Origin of the sequence: Plectonema radiosum NIES-515 (assembly GCF_025753815.1) — a bacterium.
GTDB classification, from domain to species: domain Bacteria; phylum Cyanobacteriota; class Cyanobacteriia; order Cyanobacteriales; family Nostocaceae; genus Hassallia; species Hassallia radiosum_A.
Map to the genome: position 1 here is coordinate 19,263 of NZ_JAOWRF010000002.1, position 20,159 is coordinate 39,421.

At 43.4% G+C, this 20,159-nt stretch carries 6 protein-coding genes; all 6 read right to left on the bottom strand.

Translation table 11 applies throughout. The annotated features are described in order from the left end of the window. Positions 1-163: 163 nt before the first annotated feature. Complete coding sequence (locus OGM63_RS00335) at positions 164-5,410, bottom strand: type I polyketide synthase (protein WP_263743503.1); 5,247 nt, start codon at positions 5,408-5,410, stop codon at positions 164-166. Further along, positions 5,410-9,534, bottom strand: coding sequence for a non-ribosomal peptide synthetase (locus OGM63_RS00340; RefSeq protein WP_318528375.1), 4,125 nt, complete (start codon positions 9,532-9,534; stop codon positions 5,410-5,412). Before OGM63_RS00340 ends, OGM63_RS00335 begins: the two co-directional genes overlap by 1 nt. Beyond that, entirely contained in the window at positions 9,434-17,272 is a 7,839-nt protein-coding gene (locus OGM63_RS00345) for a non-ribosomal peptide synthetase (RefSeq protein WP_263743504.1), read from the bottom strand. Before OGM63_RS00345 ends, OGM63_RS00340 begins: the two co-directional genes overlap by 101 nt. 206 nt (positions 17,273-17,478) lie before the next feature. Next, positions 17,479-17,706: a hypothetical protein gene (locus OGM63_RS00350; protein ID WP_263743505.1), complete on the bottom strand. Its 228-nt coding sequence runs from the start codon at positions 17,704-17,706 to the stop codon at positions 17,479-17,481. 48 nt (positions 17,707-17,754) lie between these two features. Then, positions 17,755-19,482 (bottom strand): ATP-binding cassette domain-containing protein, encoded by a 1,728-nt coding sequence (locus OGM63_RS00355; protein ID WP_263743506.1) that lies wholly within the window; start codon positions 19,480-19,482, stop codon positions 17,755-17,757. A gap of 22 nt (positions 19,483-19,504) precedes the next feature. Beyond that, positions 19,505-19,828, bottom strand: a complete 324-nt coding sequence (locus OGM63_RS00360; RefSeq protein ID WP_263743507.1) for a hypothetical protein — start codon at positions 19,826-19,828, stop codon at positions 19,505-19,507. Positions 19,829-20,159 lie beyond the last annotated feature (331 nt).

Here is a 20,159-nt window from a genome sequence, read left to right on the forward strand (position 1 = left end):
ATATTCACAGGAATGAGCGCAAAAACTCTCTCAAACTCTATTCCTCTGCGTCCTCTGCGTCGCGCCAGTCGCCTCAACGGGGGGGAACCCCCGCACGGAGAAAGCGGCTTCTCTGCGGTTAGTTTTTGGTCATTTTGCGCTCATTCCTAATTCATATATATGTCTAAATGTGAATCTGGGCAGTTGCATACAAAGTCCAATTTTGTGAGGGTGATTGTTGATTTGTTTGACAACTATAAGCATGAAAAGAAATTTTTTGTTCAGAATCAGAGCCGAGGATAAATTGGATTTTTTGGTTTCCTTTTTCCGATAAAAAGAGCGGCTGATGAATCTGCAAATTAGTTAAATGGTTGCACTTGACTGCCAAGGCTTCTTCTGTGGCAGCCAAAGCAATTTCTATATAAGCCGTGTGGGGCATAACCACGCTGTCCCAAACCTGATAATCTTGGAAATTCAAAAGATATTGTTCATCAATCTCTGTTTCCCAGATATAAGTATTTGGTAAAGAGGCTAAGTCTTTTAATCTATAACCTAAAAGGGGATGTTGTTTAATTTGATTTTGTAGTTGCCAACTTGGTTGTTGATGATTGGTTTCTATCCAATATCGTTGTCTTTGAAAGGGGTAGGTAGGTAACGCTACTTTGCGTCTTAGATAATCCCGATCAAACTCAATCCAATCAACCGCTACACCTTGAAGGTACATCTGCCCCAAACTGTCTAGCATCTGTAGCCAATCTTCTTGTCCTGGTTGGAGACTAGGCAAGCATAATGGTGTATTTTGGGGGAGACACTGCCGTGCCATTCCCAGCATAATTGGTTTAGGTCCAATTTCTAATAAGACTTCACATTCTTGCATTTGCAAGGTCTGGATACTGTCAGCAAATTTGACTGGCTGGCACAAGTGATTTACCCAATATTGGGGAGTAGTAATATCATCGTCGATCAGTTGTCCAGTGACGTTGGAGATGAGAGGGAAACGAGGTTTGGCATACTTAATTTCCGCAGCAATAGCCGCAAACTCATCTAATATGGGTTGCATCAGTGGTGAGTGAAATGCATGGGAAACTGGCAAAAGCTTGGTTTTTATGCCTTCGGCTTCCAGAGCTACACCCAACAAGTCAATAACATCCTGTTTACCTGATATTACAATGTTTTCTGGTCCATTGATCGCGGCGATCGCTATATCTTGAAGATATGGTTGAATTGCTAATTTTACTTTGGCTTCCGGAGCCATTACTGCCATCATTTTCCCATTTTTGGGTAAATTCTGCATTATACTGGCACGTTTGGCTATGAACTTGAGACCATCTTCTAAACTAAACACACCAGCTACAGTTGCAGCCACATATTCCCCCACACTATGTCCCATAACCACAGTCGGTTCTATTCCCCAGGAATTCCATAACTGGAAGAGTGCATATTCTAGGGCAAATAATATCGGCTGAGTGTAGACAGTCTCATCAATTTGAGATTCAATATTGGGGATTTTGGTGTTTTCCTCGGTTGCTATCAGGTCTGGATAAAGTACCCACAGCAACGGGTAGTCTAAATAGGGACGCAGAATTTCGTCACACTGATTTAGGGTTTTGCGGAAAGTAGGTTGGGTTTCATAAAGTTGTCGTCCCATGTCGATATACTGTGAACCCTGTCCTGTAAATAAAAATGCGATTTTTGGATGTTTCCTTTGAGGAATTTTACCACTCAACAGACAGTTATTCTCAAAGCCAGCAACAAAAACACCTAGCTGTTCACGCAGATGTAAGGTAGATTCAGCAACAACAGCTAGACGGTGGTCAAAATGCGATCGCCCACTATTGGCACTAAAGCAGATATCTGCAATGGAAGCAGTGGGGTTCGTCTCCAAAAATGCCCCATAACGTTGCGCTAGTTCCAAAAGTGCTTTTTCACTTTTGGCTGACAACGTTAAAAGGTTTAGAGGACGTTCGATGGCTTCAAGAGACGTTACATGTAAAAGAGACGTTACATGTAACGTCTCTACATTTGGTGCCTCTTCCAGTACAATATGGGCATTGGTGCCACCGAAGCCAAATGAACTCACCCCTGCAAAACGAGATCCCTCCACCCAAGGCTGTCGCTCCTGGGGAATATACAATGAACTATCATTCAAAGAAATATGCGGATTCAACTGGTTTAGGTGCAGTTGGGGTGGAATCTCTTTGTGTTGTAGAGAAAGTACTACTTTAATTAAACCGGCGATCCCCGCAGCGGCTTCCAAATGACCGATATTGGCTTTGACTGAACCAAGGGCACAGGGCTGGTTGCCAGATTGGTCTTGCTGTAGTACTGCTTTGAGAGACTCTACCTCAATGGGGTCTCCCAGGGCAGTACCGGTACCGTGGGTTTCCACATAACTTAGTTCAGATGGTGCCACACCAGCATTTGAGAGTGCCTGCCGAATTACTGCCTGCTGGGAAAGTCCGTTGGGGGCTGTTAGACCATTACTACGACCATCCTGGTTGATTGCCGAGCCTTTAATAATTGCGAGAATATTGTCTCCGTCCCTTTGGGCATCAGCAAGACGCTTGAGAAGCACCAAGCCGCAGCCCTCCGATCGCACATAACCGTCGGCATCAGCATCGAAGGTCTTACAACGACCATCGGCAGCCATCATCTTGGCTTGGGAAAAGGTGATAGTCAACTCTGGGGATAAAATTAAATTTACCCCACCAGCTAGTGCTTGGTTGCATTCTTGATTTTGCAAACTTTGGCAGGCTAGGTGTACGGAGACTAGGGATGAGGAGCAAGCGGTATCTACTGCTAAAGAAGGTCCCCGCAAATCAAGTACATAGGATAGGCGGTTGGCGGCAATACTTAAGGCATTACCAGTACCAGTATAGGCATCAATACTAGTATATTCCTGACATTGAAACCGGGAGTAGTCATTATTACTGATTCCAACAAATACACCAGTTTGGCTGCCAGCTAACTTATTTACTGCTTGACCAGCGTTTTCCAATGTTTCCCAGGCTACCTCTAACAAAAGCCGTTGCTGAGGGTCTATGCGTTCCGCTTCTCGTGGAGCAATCTCGAAAAATTGGGTGTCAAATTGGTCTACTTGCTCTAGAAATCCACCCCAACGGGTACTCATTTTCCCTGGGGTTACTGGTTTGGAGTCATACAATGTGTTGAGATCCCAACGCGATCGCACTTCTGTAATGGCATCCACTCCATTTTGCAGCAGCTGCCAAAAAGCTTCTGGGTCATTGGCTCCGGGGAAACGGCAGCCTAAACCAATGATTGCGATCGCATCCGTCTTGGTGGGGAATGGTGAGCCAGCGCGGTCTTGGGGGTCTCCCCCATGAGCGACTGGCGAACCCCGAAGGGGGGAATGGGGAATTGGGAATGGGGAAGAGGTATTTTCTGTTAGATGCTGGGCTAGAAGTTTAATAGTGGGGTAATCGTACAATAAGGTAGGAGAAACCTTATGTCCCAGCCATTCCTCAACTTCACCTGCAAGGCTAACTGCAACCATTGAACTTAAACCATACTGAGCCAAGGGTTGCTGAATGTCTATTTCCTCTGGAAGAATTTGCAGTTGCTCTGAAACCTTGGCAATTAACCAAGCTTGAATATCTTCAATGCTGTAAGATTTATTCTGGCTCAATGCTGTTTGCACTTGTTGATTAGGGGCTTTTACTTCCGTTTCCAACCTTGATGCCACTACATCTAGGTTGGAAGCTAGAAACCCAGCCCGACAAGCACTGCGTTGAACTTTGCCACTGGAAGTTTTGGGGATACTGGCAGTTCTGAGCAGCAGCACTCCATAAACTTCTATATCATGTTCTTGTGCTAATGCTTGACGAATTGCCCCAATCACTTCATTAGCGTTTAACTGCCGCAGAAAACTCCGTTGTATCTCTTGAGCGATCGCTAGTTTTTCTTGACCGTTAACAGTTACCGAAAACGCTGCTCCACAGTTAGGACGAAGTGCTGGGTGACACTTTTCTACTGTTAGTTCAATATCTTGAGGATAATGGTTGCGACCGCGAATGATAATCAAATCCTTGAGCCGTCCTGTAATGAACAACTCACCATCCTTTAAAAATCCCAAGTCCCCTGTACGTAGAAACGGACCAGAGCCTGTGGAAGCCGTGTAAGCTTGGAAAGTCTCCTTTGTCTGCTCCACTCGATTCCAATAGCCACCAGCTACACTCGATCCGCAAACCCAAATTTCTCCCACTTGCCCTGGTGGACACTGAGTTAAAGTTTCCGGGTCAGCGATCGCAATTTTCTCGTCTAACCATGCTTGTCCACAGCCAACTATCTTCCTAGCTCCCGACTCACTTTTAGCTTCCACCACCCGGTTTTTTTCCAGTTCTGCCTCTTTAACTGAGTAGACAACAGGTGGATTTGTTTTGAAACCCCCAGAAACAAATAAAGTTGTCTCAGCCATCCCGTAGCAGGGGTAAAATGCCCGCTCCGAGAAGCCACAATCAGCGAAAGTCCGAGTAAACTGCTCTATTGTTGACCACCGGACTGGTTCGGCTCCAGTGAAAGCGAGTTCCCAGCTACTTAAATCTAGACTTGCCCGTTGTTCGGAATTAATCTTTTGCACACATAGATCGTAAGCAAAATTCGGTCCGCCACTGGTGGTAGCTTTGTAACGGGAAATCGCTTGTAACCAACGATAAGGCTTCATCAGGAAAGCCTCTGGGGGCATGATAATGCTTGGTATACCCAAATACAATGGTTGCAGTACATTCCCAATTAGTCCCATGTCATGGAATAAAGGCAACCAACCGACAACGATAGTTTCCCAAGAATGACCAAATGCCTGCTGGATCATTTGTTCGTTGTGCAGCAGGTTTCCATGACTCACCATCACGCCTTTTGGTGTCCCTGTAGAACCGGAAGTATACTGGAGAAATGCCAGGGTGTCATGGCTGATTGTTGGTATTTGCCAATCCCCTACTAGGTCACTGGCAATATTGTCGGTAGTTATCCAACGCAAAGCTGCTAGTTCTGGTTCTTCTATTAAATTGTTTTTAATATTAGTTAGTATAGATGTGGTAGTTAGCGCAAAAGTTGCCTGTGCGTTAGCCATAATCCCTTGCAACCGTGTCATGCGCTGATTGCGTCGGGGTGGATAAGCCGGAACAGCTACAAACCCTGCATACAAACACCCGAAAAAGGCAGAAATAAATTCCAGACCCGGTGGGTAAAGCAGTAGTGCGCGATCGCCTTTAATTCCCAAATGCTGAAGTTGAGTGGCTATGCTGCGTGAGTGTTGGTCTAACTCTCGATAAGTAAGCTTGATTTCCTCAGTTTCCCCGTCCTGCAAGAAAATGTAAGCTGTTGAATCTGGCTGATATTCTGCTCGCTGTCGGAGAATATCTACAAAAGTCATACCCTCATCGGGAGATTCCAGGGGATAATTTAAATATTTCATTATTTTTCTCCCTGTGCCTGGTCAAGACAAATTTGCAATTTTTCCGCAAGTACTTTCACATGAGGTTCTTGGACTATCGTTAGATGATTACCTGGAACCCAATGTACCTCTACCTTATCGGCTAGTGCTTCCCAATTTTTAATTCTATTGTCAGAGTTAGCAGCCAATCCCTCTATAGCTTGAAAAAGAGTGATTTTTCCGGAATAATATTTTTGAGAATAATCTAGTTGTAAAGAATAATTCTTTAGAGCCTGATCGTGGAATTTTATTACCTTGAAGAGATGACTTAGCTGTTCTGTCCCAAAACCAGGAGGAAGGAGGTGGGGGTTATGCTCCCTTGCTTGCTCTATGGCATAAGCAAGCTGTTCATCAACTGACCTTTGTCGCAACTTAGCTTCTACTTGTTGCAATTGCTCTTCAGAGAAGGACAGGTGAGTTCTCAATAAGGACACCAAAAGATTTGTCTCATCTAGGATGAATCGGTCAGCAAAAATATCACTGGGATCTATTAATGCTAGGAGGGATATTCGTTTACCTTGGTCTTGAAGTTGCTGTGCCATTTCAAATGCGATCGCTCCCCCCATAGACCAACCTGCCAACAGATAAGGATCTTCTGGTTGGATTATCTGTATTGCTTTAATGTAATGCGCTGCCATCTCTTCGATGTGCGAATGTGGCTCTTGTCCGCGATCGCTTCCACTGGCTTCCAATCCATAGACTGGTCGATAATAGCCAAGATTCTGTGTCAAATTCAAGTAACCAAATATACTACCACCAGCCGGATGGATCAAGAACAGAGGACGTTGAGACCCTCTGGGCTGAATCGTCACCAAGGGAGACCAAGGTACGTTTTCGGTTTGTTGACGAAGCAGTATTGCTTGCTGTTCGACCGTTGCTTCTTGGAAAAGAGTCTTCAAGGGTAGGGATTGACCGAATTTCTGCTGAATTCGAGTCATCAGGGAAACTGCCAACAGGGAGTGACCACCTAGCTCAAAGAAATTATCAAGGACACTAACTTGATTAACGTTGAGTACTTCTGACCAGATTTGTGTCAAATCCAATTCAAGTCTATCGCGAGGAGGGACAAAACGATCATCCTGGCTCAGATTTTGCTCTGGTTCAGGCAAAGCACGACGATTAACTTTGCCATTAGGAGTCAGAGGCAAAGCGTCTAATACAACAAAAAATGACGGGATCAGATACTCCGGCAACTGTTTTTTCAGGAAGTAGCGTAGGTCATTTTTGTCAATTGTCTGATTCTGTTTAGGAACTACATAGGCAACTAAGCGTTTGTTATCTAGTGTTTCACCTGTTGCAATAATTACACTTTCTGCCACTGCCTGGTGCTGATTTAAAGCTGTGGAAATCTCTCCTGGTTGAACACGTATGCCTCTAATCTTAATTTGGTCATCCTTTCGACCCAAAACTTCTAAAGTTCCATCAGGACGATAGCGCCCGCGATCGCCTGTATAGTAGAATAAATCCTGCTGGTCATTAGTCAAGGGATTGGGTACAAACCGTTGCTGCTGCTCTTGCGGAGCGTTGATATACCCCAAAGTCCGGAACGGGGTGCGGATCACAATTTCCCCAATTTCACCAATCCCACACAACTGATTTATTTGATTTAATACTAATGCTTGGGTTTGGGGAAGCCCCCACCCTCCTGGGATCACATTTGTGGGAATATCTTTAGGCACTTTGTAAAAGCATTTGACCATCGTAGTCTCTGTTGCCCCGTAAAGATTTACCACTTCCCCAGCTTCTGGAAAAGTCTGTCGCCATTGATGCACTAAAGTTTGAGTTAAGGGTTCTCCTGAGAAGAAAATCCAGCGTAATGACCGTAAGTGAATTCCCTCTCGGACTTGTTTGAGCCAAGACTGTGCCAGTGCCGGAACTGTATGCACTATAGTGATTTGCTCAGTCTCCAACCAGCTTAAAACCCGATCCATCCCGAAGTCATCCTCTTGGTTCGGCAAACATAATGTCGCTCCACTAGTTAGAGGCAGAAACACATCTCTGAGTACAGCATCAAAAGTGAGACTAGTTAATTGAGCTACTCGATCCCCAGAACCAATTTCAAAAGTTTGCCGTTGCCATTGGAGAAAATGCGAAATACCTTTATGAGTACCCAATACCCCTTTGGGTGTCCCTGTACTACCTGAAGTGAAGAAGATGTAAGCGCGATCGCTTGGAGTAATAGTTGGTAGGGAAGTTATTTCCGGGGTATCTTTTGCAGGAGTCATTACTCTAGCAGTCTGAGCATCAACATGAATTATCTTCAAAAAGCTTTCTATTTGTGGTGACTCACTGCCCACATTCAAGATATACTTAGCATGAGCCTCTTCTAGCATCAACTGCTGGCGGTGATTTGGCTCTTTCATCTCAAGCATGAGCAACACAGCGCCACTTTTGAAGACGCCGAGCATACTGGCAATCAGTCCAAAGCTTTTCTGACCTGACAAAGCTACCACGTCACCGGGTTGCACGCCACAATTCAATAAAGCCAGGGCAATGTCATGGGCACTTTGAGCCAATTCTTGATAAGTCCATATCTTACCCTTCTGGCGGATAGCAGGTTGCTGTGGTGCTTGCTGTGCCCAAGCTGCAAACAGGGTAGGTACTGGTTCGTAGTCAGGTTCATCAAGCCCAGCGCTGGGATCTGGTAAAATGGAGCGCGACTGTGGTGTTACTAGAGAATAGGATTGTATGGAGCGATCGCCTTCAGTTACGATTTGTTGCAGTAAATACTCAAGCTGCCCTCCCATCTGACTGATAGTATCGGCGTCAAAAAGTTCACCATCGTAGGTAATTCTCAGCGACAACTCCTCACCTGGACTTGCAAGTAAAGTCAGGGGATAGTTCGTCTTTGCAAAGGTACTAAAACTTTTAATCTCTAAATTTAGATCCAGTTTCTGCAAGGAAGCGTCTACAGGGTAGTTCTCAAAAACCACAATACTCTCGAACAGGGGCAGACCTTTGGGAACTTCACTCCATCCTTGGATTTTTAGTAACGGACTATACTCATACTGACGTGCTTCTATTTGTTGAGTTTGAATCTGTTTGAGCCAAGGCAAAAGAAACTCTGCGGATGATACCTGTACTCTTAGTGGTAGTGTGTTGATCAGCAATCCCACCATAGACTCAGATGAGGCTAGAGTAGGAGGACGACCAGAAGTTGTCGCTCCAAAAACCACATCTTCCTGACCACTATAACGGCTTAATAGCAAACCCCAAGCTCCCTGTACCACTGTATTCACGGTTAGCTGGTGCTGCTGTGCCCAAAACTGTAATGCGGCTGTTTGTTCTACTGAAAGCTGAATTTTCTGCTGATTATTACCATCTTGTGAATTGAGCAATTGCCCAAAACCTTTGTTTAACCTAATCTGTGTAGGAGAGGTAAAACCCTTGAGCAGTTGTCTAAAAAATGCTTCAGCCTGAGATAAATTTTGCTGCTGTAGCCAGACGATGTAATCACGATAAGCAAGAATAGGTTCTAGGTGTATATTTTGACCATTACTAAAAGCTTGGTAACAGTCAAAAACTTCTTTGTAAATGATGGCAGCAGACCATCCATCTAATAGGATATGATGGTGGCTCCAAGTAAACTGATAAAGATTTTCCTTCTGATGATGAAGTGTGAACCGCATCAACGGAGGATGTGTCAGTTCAAAGCCAACAGAGCGATCGCTCTCCAAAAAAGCTTCCACCTGTTCTTGTTGTTTAACTGAAGATATCTCCCGCAAGTCGTGTACTACCCACGGTAGCTTCACCTGTCGATGCACAATTTGCACTGGTTCTTTTAAACCTTGCCAAACAAAGCAGGTTCGCAGAATTGAGTGTCGTTCTACAATATATTGCCATGCGCGATGGAATGCTGTAATATTCAGCTTTCCTTGGATAGTCCAGCTAAATTGCTCAAAATAAATACTCTCATCAGGAGCTGCAAGACAATGGAAGAAAATGCCCTGCTGCATCGGTGAGAGGGGATAAAAATCTTCAATGTTTTTGTTTTTCACACCCATTTCACATACCTTCAATTGCTTGTGTAATGGCATCAAGATCAGCTTGGTTCCATTGGCTTTGTTCAAACTCTGCAAAGTCCGAAGGGGTGAAACTGCCTGCATTGGGTGATTGACAATGAGCGATAAGCGATCGCAGTGCCTCAATAAACCCGTGAGCAAGTGCTTCAACTGTAGTTTGCCGATGCAGCTTCTCACTATAAGTCCACTTCACCTGCAACCGTCCTTGAGTAATACTACTATTAATTTCCAACAAATGAGATCGTTTGCTATTTAAACTCTGAGCAGAACCAATAGACTCCTGAGCGAGACTAAATAAAGAAGATTCTGGTAAAACTTGGTCAAACTGTCCTAAATAGTTAAAAATAACTTCTGCTTGAGGCAATGAACTTAGTTGCTCGGTAATTTCCTCCTCCTTACTGAGGTAGTGCAGCACTCCATAACCAATACCTCGATTGGGAATAGCCCGTAGTTGTTCTTTAATTGCCATCAAGGCTTTTCCTGGCACCTTCGGGTTTTCTAAACTCAGGTTTACTGGAAATATAGATGTGAACCAGCCCACAGTCCTCGATAAATCTACATCCTCAAACAGTTCTTCTCGCCCATGTCCTTCTAAATCAAGAAGTAGAGAATTTTCTCCTGTCCACTGAGCGAATGTTTGTGTCAGTGCAGTTAGTAATATATCATTAATTTGCGTTTGGTAAACTGCTGGTACTTGTTGTAGTAAAACTTGAGTTTCCTCCACACCCAGCGATACTGATACTTGACAAGCTGTTGCTTGTGTATTATCCCCGTGTGAAAAATCTCTGGGTATAGGCTTAACAGTTTGACCTGCTGTTGTCAGCCAGTAGTCAAGCTCTGAGCGCAACTCTAAAGATGAATTTGCATATTCTTGCAGACAATGAGACCACTGCTGGAAAGAAGTTGTTTTCGGTGGTAATTGTATTGTCTTGCCTTGACAAAGTTGCCAATAAACTGTTTGAAAATCCTCAATTAAAATCCGCCAAGAAACCCCATCAACAACTAAGTGATGTATAACCCAAAACAACCGATTTGGTTCATCGCTACCCAGGTCAAAAAGGGCAATCTGGAATAATGGTTTTGTTGACAGATTTAAACTGGCTTGGAGTTTAGTAGCGATCGCTGTTATTGCTGCGGCTTGTTCCTCTTTTGGCAGTGTTGATAAATCTGAATGTGTTATTGGCACAACATCATCAAAACTAGCAAAAATCCCCTGAGTGCCAAATTCCTGTGGTATAAATCGCAAACGTAGGACATCGTGATGCTTTTGTAAAGACCGCACCACTTGCTCCAAGACAACAGGGTCGATGGTCTGCTTAACTTCTAGCAGCACTGCTTGATTCCAGTGATGGGGATCGGGTTGCTGTTGTGCAAAAAACCAGTGCTGAATAGGTGTTAGTGGTAATAAGCCAGTTACCGCACCCTGTTCAGCTTGAATGCTCTTAGTTGTGCCAGCCACAGCTGCCAGTTGAGCGATCGTTTGGTGTTGAAATAATTGCTTCGGAGTTAGGTGCAGCCCTGCAAGGTTTGCCTTGGATATTATTTGCAGACTGAGGATAGAATCTCCGCCTAATTCAAAAAAGTTGTCATTTATACCTATTTTTTCTAAACCGAGTACCTGCGTCCAAATCGCAGCCAATTGCTTTTCAACAGTCGTTTGAGGTTCAATGAAGGCTTTTTCGAGTTCTGGGCGTATTCGCTCAGGCGCTGGTAGAGCTTTGCGATCCACCTTACCATTGGGCGTGAGTGGTAGTGCTTCCAGCATCACAAAAGCCTGTGGCACCATGTAGTTTGGCAGTTTCGATTCTAGGAAGTTTCGCAGTTCAGTAATTGTCAGTGTCTGCTTTGTATGAGGGACGACATAGGCTACTAACCGTTGAGAATCTGCTGAATCTGAGCGAACGACAACTACAGTTTCTCGAACTGCTGGGTGTTGGGATAAAAGTGCTTCAACTTCTCCCAGTTCAATACGAAAACCACGAATTTTCACTTGGTGGTCAATGCGACCAACGTACTCAATTTCTCCATTCGGTAAATAACGAGCTAAATCACCTGTTTTGTACAGACGCGCTGCTTTTTTGCTATGGGGGTTAAGGATAAATTTCTGGGCAGTTAATTCTGGGCGATTGAGGTAACCTTTGCCTAGACCAGCACCGCCAATGTGCAATTCACCGATCGCACCAACGGGTATTAGTTGCAGTTGTTTATCTAGAATATAAGCTTGTGCGTTGGCAATGGGACGCCCAATAGGCACAATTTGTTGATTGAGTCCACGTTTGCAAGTCCAATATGTGGCATCAATGCAAGTTTCTGTGGGACCATAGAGATTATGCAATTCTGCATTGAGATGAGCAAAGAAGCGTTCTTGCAGCTCAACAGTTAAAGGTTCTCCGCCACAAAATACATTTCTTAGAGATTGACAGTTCGCAAATTTATCATTTTCCAAGAGCATTCGCAACAAGGTGGGCACAAGTTGCAAAGTCGTAATCTTTTGTTCGACTATTGTTTGGATGAGACGATCGCTATCTTGATGTCCTCCTGGTCGAGCCATGACCAATTGTGCTCCAGCTAACAAAGGTAGGTAAAATTCCCAAGCGGAAGCATCAAAGCTAAAGGGAGTTTTTTGGAGAACTTTATCTGTTTCGGTCAAGGGGAAGTCAGTTTGCATCCAGAGCATATGATTGCAAATTGCTCGGTGGGTTAACATCACCCCTTTGGGCTTACCTGTTGAACCAGATGTATAAATTACATAGGCAAGGTTTTCAATCTTAACATTGCTAACTGGGTTAACTTGACTATTTTGGGCAATGATTTCGTAGTCTGCATCCAAGCAAATTGTCTGTCCTTGATATTTGGGAAGAATTTCTAACAGTCGTCGTTGAGTCAGCAAAACAGGTGGTTGAGAATCCTCCAAGAGCAAAGCTATCCATTCTTTTGGATACATCGGGTCAATTGGTACGTATGCACCGCCAGCTTTAAGAATTCCAAGTAAACCAACAACCATTTCCAGAGAACGTTCTACGCAAATTCCCACTAGCACGTCGGGAGCGACTCCCAGTTTTTGCAAATGATGTGCTAGTTGATTGGCACGAGTGTTTAGCTCCCGGTAGGTTAGTTGTTGTTGCTCATAGACAACAGCAATATTGTCTGGGGTATGCTCGACCTGCTCTTCAAATAGTTGATGGATGCATTTATCTTGTGGGTAGTCGGCGCTCGTCTGATTCCACTCTACCAACAGATGATGTCGTTCAGATGCACTCAGCAACGGTAATTGACTAACAGGCTGTTCTGGATTGTTAGCGATCGCTGAACAAAGTGTTTGAAAATGCCCCATCATCCGACGAATGGTGTCCGCTTCAAACAAGTCGCTGTTGTACTCCCAAGTCCCCACCAGTTTCGACTCTATCTCTTGCATCGTCAAAGTTAAATCAAATTTGGCAATGCTCCGCTTTTGTTCTAGTGGCTTCAAGGTCAACCCTGGCAGTTCCAAAGTCTTAATTGGTGCATTTTGCAGCGCAAACATCACCTGAAACAACGGATGATGACTCAAAGACCGTTCCGGTTGCAAAACTTCCACTAGATGTTCAAAGGGCAAGTCTTGGTGAGCATAAGCATCTAGTGTCATTTGTCGCACCCGCTGCAACAACTGCCGGAAACTGGGGTTGCCTTCTAGGTTTGTGCGGAGAACTAAGGTATTGACAAAAAAGCCAATGACGGGTTCTATTTCCTGACGGTTGCGGTTGGCAATGGGGGAGCCAACAACTATGTCCTCTTGATGACTGTAACGCGATAGCAACAGGGAAAATGCTGCTAACAGGGTCATGAACAAAGTTGATCCCGATAGCTGACTTAAGTGTTTGATCTGCTGGGTCAACTCGGCACTGAGTTCAAAAGTTTCGCTGCTACCCCGTCCAGTTTGCACAGCAGGACGGTTTCTGTCAGTAGGCAATTCTAGCAGTGCTGGCGCTCCTGCCAACTGTTGTTTCCAGTAATTGAGTTGGGAATCCAGGACTTCTCCACTCAGCCACTGCCGTTGCCATTGAGCGAAGTCTGCATACTGAATAGGTAGCTCAGGCAAGGGAGAGGAGGTTTGATATAAGGTAGACAACTCTTGGATGAATATCTCAATTGACCAGCCATCAGAGATAATGTGATGCATTGTCACCAGCAGCACGTAGGAGTTTTCTCCAAGCTGTAGTATGGTGACGCGCAGCAAGGGACCTGTAGCTAAATCAAAAGGACGTTCAGCCTCCTCCGTGACCAAACGTTTAACTTGTGTAGTTTGCTCCACAGTGGGTAGCGATCGCGCTTCGCTTGCGTTCGTCAAGCCCAAGTCTATCACGGGAATGGTCATTGGTGTGGGAGGAGCGATCGCCTGCACTGCTGTACCGTTGACTGTCACAAAAGTGGTACGCAAAACTTCGTGGCGTCGGACAAGTTCACTTAAGGCAATTTCTAAAGCTACTATATTGAACTGTCCAGTAATTTCAAGTGCTGCGAATATGTTGTAAGTTGAATTAGAACCTTCTAACTGATCCAGAAACCACAGCCGTTCTTGCGCCCATGATAAAGGTAAAGGTTCAGTATTCCTGGCGAACGGTTTAATATTCGCAACTACTAATCCTGAAGCAGTCTGACGCAACGCGCAAAGGGCTTGGTCAAGTTCCGCAACTGTGGGGGCTTCAAACAAAGTCCGCAGGGGTATCTCAACTTGGAAAGCTTCCCGTAATCTCGATATAACTTGAGTTGCTAGTAAAGAATGTCCCCCAAGTTCAAAGAAGTTATTGTAAATTCCTACTTGTTGGAGACCTAAAACCGAGGCGAAGATATTAGCAATAATTTCTTCAGTGGGGGTGCGAGGTGCTACCAAGTCCTCGTTTTGTCCCAGTTCACTTTCTGGTGCGCTCAGAGCTTGACGGTCAACCTTGCCATTGGGGGTTAGAGGCAGAGCCTCCAGCAGCACAAAAGCCGACGGCACCATATACTCCGGGAGCTTCTGTTTCAGAAAGTGGCGGATTTCGCTGATGGAAGGTTCTGACTGCTCCTTGGCAACTAGATACGCCACTAGGCGCTTGTTGCTAAGTACATCCTCATGTACTATAACTACAACCTCCCGAACATGAGGATGTTCGCCAAGCACAGCCTCAATTTCTCCAAGTTCAATGCGGAAGCCACGAATCTTCACCTGATGATCGATGCGTCCTAAGTATTCGATGTCTTTGTTTGGCAAATAGCGGGCTAAGTCACCAGATTTATAAAGGCGTGCGTTTGGTTTCTCACTAAAGGAATTCGGGATAAATCTTTGGGCAGTTAGTTCTGGGCGATTTAGATAACCTTGCGCTACACCAGCACCACCAATGTACATTTCACCCTTAACTCCAATAGGTACTGGTTGTCCATATTGATCTAGCAAGTAAACTTGCAAATCAGGAATTGGACGACCAATAAAACTTTTTGATGCCATCTCTAAGTCTGCCATCGTCAATGGACGATATGTCACATGCACGGTTGTTTCCGTAATGCCGTACATATTCACTAACTGTGGAAACTGATCGCCGTGACGCTCAAACCAAGGTCTTAAACTCTGAAGTTCCAGAGCTTCTCCACCAAAAATCACTAGTCGTAGGCTCAATTGGTTGGCAGTTTCTAAAGATTCCTCTACCTGAATGAGTTGTCGGAAAGCTGAAGGTGTCTGGTTGAGTACTGTCACTTGCTGCTGTGACAATAATTTATAGAAGTCTTCGGGTGAGCGACTCAGCCAGTAGGGTACTATCACTAACCGTCCACCATGCACTAACGCACCCCAAAGTTCCCAAACGGAAAAATCGAAGGCAATTGAATGGAATAGTGAAAAAACATCTTGTTGGTTGAAATTATACCAGGTCTGCGTTGCTGCAAACAAACGGACAACATTGCTGTGATTGACTAAGACACCTTTGGGTTGACCTGTTGAGCCTGATGTGTAGATGATATAAGCCAAGTCCTGAGTTGTACACTCACTCATTAAGTTCTGTTGGCTTTGTGTGGCAATATCTTCCCAATCTGTATCTAGGCAAACAACCCTGGTCTGATGTTGCGGCAAATTCTTGATTAAGTGCTGTTCAGTCAGCAGTATCGGTACTTGTGTGTCCTGCAATATGAAGGCTAATCTTTCTAGGGGATATTCTGGTTCTAAGGGTACATAAGCACCACCGGCTTTGAGAATACCAAGAAGTCCGATGACCATTTCTAAGGAGCGTTCGACACAAATCCCTACTAGGACTTCTGCTTCGACTCCCAAAGTCTGCAAGTAATGAGCTAATTGATTCGCACGACTGTTTAGCTCTCGATAGGTTAATGTGCAGTCTTCAAATACCACAGCGACCGAATCAGGCGATCGCTCGACCTGCTCTTCAAATAGCTGATGGATGCATTTATCTTGTGGATAATCCGCTGCTGTCTGATTCCACTCTACCAACAACTGATGTCGTTCAACTTCTGTTAGCAACGGTAATTGACTAACAGGCTGTTCTGGATTGTTAGCGATCGCTTGACAAAGCGTTTGAAAATGCCCCATCATCCGATGAACGGTTTGGGCTTCAAACAAGTCGCTGTTGTACTCCCAAGTCCCCACCAGTTTCGACTCTATCTCTTGCATCGTCAAAGTTAAATCAAATTTGGCAATGCTCCGCTTTTGTTCTAATGGCTTTAAGGTCAACCCTGGCAGTTCCAAAGTCTTAATTGGTGCATTTTGCAGCACAAACATCACCTGAAACAACGGATGATGACTCAAAGACCGTTTTGGTTGCAAAACTTCGACCAGCTGTTCAAAGGGCAAGTCTTGGTGAGCATAAGCATCTAGTGTCATTTGCCGCACCCGCTGCAACAACTCACCGAAACTGGGGTTGCCTTCTAGGTTTGTCCGGAGAACTAAGGTATTGACAAAAAAGCCAATGACTGGTTCTATTTCCTGCCGATTGCGGTTGGCAATAACAGAGCCGACAACTATGTCCTCTTGATGACTGTAACGCGATAGCAACAGGGAAAATGCTGCTAACAGGGTCATGAACAAAGTTGATCCCGATAGCTGACTTAAGTGTTTGATCTGCTGGGTCAACTCGGCACTCAGTTCAAAAGTTTCGCTGCTACCCCGTCCAGTTTGCACAGCAGGACGATTTCGGTCAGTAGGCAATTCTAGCAGTGCTGGTGCTCCTGCCAGTTGTTGTTTCCAGTAGTTGAGTTGCGACTCTAGCACTTCTCCACTCAGCCACTGCCGTTGCCATTGAGCGAAGTCTGCATACTGAATGGGTAGCTCTGGCAAGGGAGAAAGTTTTCTTTGACAAAAAGCTTCGTAAAGTGCTGTCAACTCTTGAATGAAAATCCCTATCGACCAAACGTCTGCAATTATATGATGTACTGTTATTTGTAAAACATGAGAGTGTTCTGCCAGCTTTAATAGATTAACTCTCAGTAAGGAGTCTGTGGAAAGGTCAAAGGGTTTTCTGGCTTCTTCAGTTATTTGACATTCTACCCAAGCAAACTGCTCCTCTGGAGCCATCTGGTCTAGTTTAAGTATGGGTAAACTCAGGGTGGCAGCAAAAGCAATGACTTGAAATGGCACTCCATCAATAACTTTAAAGGTAGTTCGCAAAACTTCGTGACGTTGCTGTATCTCCTGTATTGCTCTTTCTAAAGCAGCGATATTTAGTTGACCGTCTAGCTGCAAAGCACTAGAAATATTGTAAGAGGTGTTCTTTGGATCTAACTGATAAAGAAACCAAAGCCGTTCCTGAGCAAAAGATAAGGGAAATATGAAAACTTCTTCTGATGTTGGAGTAAACATACCGTCACGTTGATCTATAAGTAATTATTAATTTGGAGATATTTAGAGTAAGAACTACCCTCCTTTAACTCTCATCAAGAGCAGATTATATCGTATTTAGCTGCATAGTAACATCATCTTTCGCTGGTTGTAATGGAACATAATCTTGGCAAACTAAGAATGCTGGTGGAGGCTGACTCTTAGAAATTGGAATATTTTTGACACTCCTATAGGTAATAATTATCTGCACTCCTAAAGATTTCGCTGTACTCGTGACAACGATGAAGAGCACGCAGCGTTTTATTGTCGTTTTCTACAACCTTCCCTGGAGCATCCTCAGGCAACCGTGAAAGTTCCCTCTGTAGAATGCTGACTTCTCCATCTAAGAAATACTCAGAGAAAAATAACAATCCATCTTCTTCGTACTTTTGAATCTGGTTTTCAAAGAGGTTCATAAAATTTGCTGCTAATAAATAAAACGAGTTTAGGTTAAGTGGGTAACCCTACAAAGGCTGTTGTTGAAGTTTATCATATTCGACAATTCCATTATTCAACTTGATAATCCGATCTGATAAGTGATAATATTGATCGTCATGGGTAACAACGATTACAAGTTTGCCTTTACTTTTTAAATCTGGTAGTATTTGTGTATAGAAAATATTCTTGAATATAGGATCTTGATCGGAAGCCCATTCATCAAATACGTAGATAGCTCGGTCTTCTAAATATGCAGTTAGTAGAGCTAGACGTTTCCGTTGACCTTGAGATAACGCTGTGGTTGAAAGTACACCATTTTTAACTTGAACCTTGTTGTTAAGTTGAAGTTTTACCAGATAATCGGAAATTTGCTCGTCAGAAATAGTTTTGCCTAAATTTAACAAGTTTTCAAAGAGATAAAAATCGAAGAACACAACTGAAAAATGCTGTCGATACCACTCGCGTTCTTCAGCAGTGATTAGTTTCCCGTTGATAATAATCTTTCCCGTATCCGGAATATACAGACCAATTAGCAGCTTAATAAAAGTAGATTTTCCACTACCGTTACCTCCAATTAAAAAAACAATTTCCCCAGCAGAAAACGTGAAATTAATAGGTCCTACGGTAAAGAGATATTTATCTTCACTCTGATATTTATAAGTGACATCTAAAAGCTCTAGACGCTGACAAAAGAGTTCTGAATCTGAGAAACTCAATAAATTCTCTTCTCCACTTTCTGGAGATGGAGTTAATAATTTCAAATTCTCTTCTCCACTTTCTGGAGATGGAGTTAATAATTTCAAATTGTCTTCAAAACCAATCTCTTTAGCTGGAGTTGTTAATTTCAAATCTAGTGATTTAATTTTATCGAGAGCAACAAAAGCCTTACTGAACGCTGACAGGGAATTAATAATAGCGTCTAAAGGCACAATTAGGTAAGTAATTGTCAGTACGTAGCCAGATAAAACCTGAGTCTGAGTATTCTTCAGAGCGGGTAGTATGAAAATAACGATACCAATCGCTACAAAAAACATGATTTGTGCCCAGCTAGAAGCCAGTGCAAAGATACTCATACCAACTACATTTTCATGTTTGTAAGATTCTGCATTTGCTTGAAGATCTTTGAAAAATGTTTCGCGCTTTTTGTAGTGAAGCATCAGCTCTTTTGTTCCGTCGGTAATCCCGCGAAAATTCTTAAATAGTTTATCTTGCTGCTCCCGAGCCAAGGTCATGTTTGAGCTTGCCTTATTACCTGTTAGCTGATGACTAGTTATTCCTATTACTAGAAAAAAAAGTATAATCAGAAACACTGTTGGAGAAAGCCAACATAAGTAAAGCAAACAACTTATTACTATAACACTGTTGACACAAACTCTAGGCAGAATGAGAGCTGTGTTAGAGATTGATTGAACATCATCAGTCAGTGTAGCCATAATACGATTATTGCCAAGTTTCTCTAATTGATATAATGGAGAGGCAAGAAGTCTTTGACTTATAAGCATTCGGAGATTTAAAATTGCCTCTTGAGAAATATAAATTAATATACTTTGAGAAAGAAAGTTACTAATAAAACGCAAAAAACAGAGACCAAAAAATGTCCAAATAACTGATGCATTTAGCGTAGAATAATTAAGTCCAGTTTGATTAATAAAAGCGATTAGACTTGTAGTAGTTACTCCGCTTACTAAGCTAACAATACCTGCAAGGATAAGAATTTTCCAGGAGGAACTTAGAAGAAGACGAATCAGATCCATATATATCCATATAATTTAAATGTTATGTATATATAATACATGTATCTTGACACCCAGTGACTTCGTATTCTTGGTGCTGTAACCAAGAAACTGCGAAAAATTGTGCGATCGCAGTTCCGAAGTTTTGCTCCGACGCCAATTTGTAGGCTAGCTGACCTAAAGCGAGGTCGAGTGTACCCACCAGCCCAAAAGGACTAAGTACAGCAATTTTACTATTGTCTTTCCAAGGGGGAGCAATGCCATTGAGTATATCACCAAGGGTACATCTGATAAATTTTCGGTTCCCCGTTTGTTGTTCAGTAAGATGAATAGATGTTTGAGCGCGGCAAACATGGTCTATAGACATCTCCGAAATAGTAATGTTCTGTGGTAAAAGAATATAATAAAGTTTTTTACACCAGAATTATGAGTTACGTACTAGATCGCATCGAAGCGAATTTTCAAGAAACCCTACGATTAATTGGTCTGGGATACCCTGATCTACAATAATTAATTCAAAACGCCGAACAATTACACTTTTGAATTACAAGCTTTATTATAATCAAAGAAAATTAGAATTATCTTGGGTGGAGGTGAAAGACCTGAGGACAATTAAGAGCAAGAAAAATATTATTCAGGAAAAAAGAGCGATCGTACATTTAAAAGTCAGATAATTATCTGACCAGATGGTAAAGATA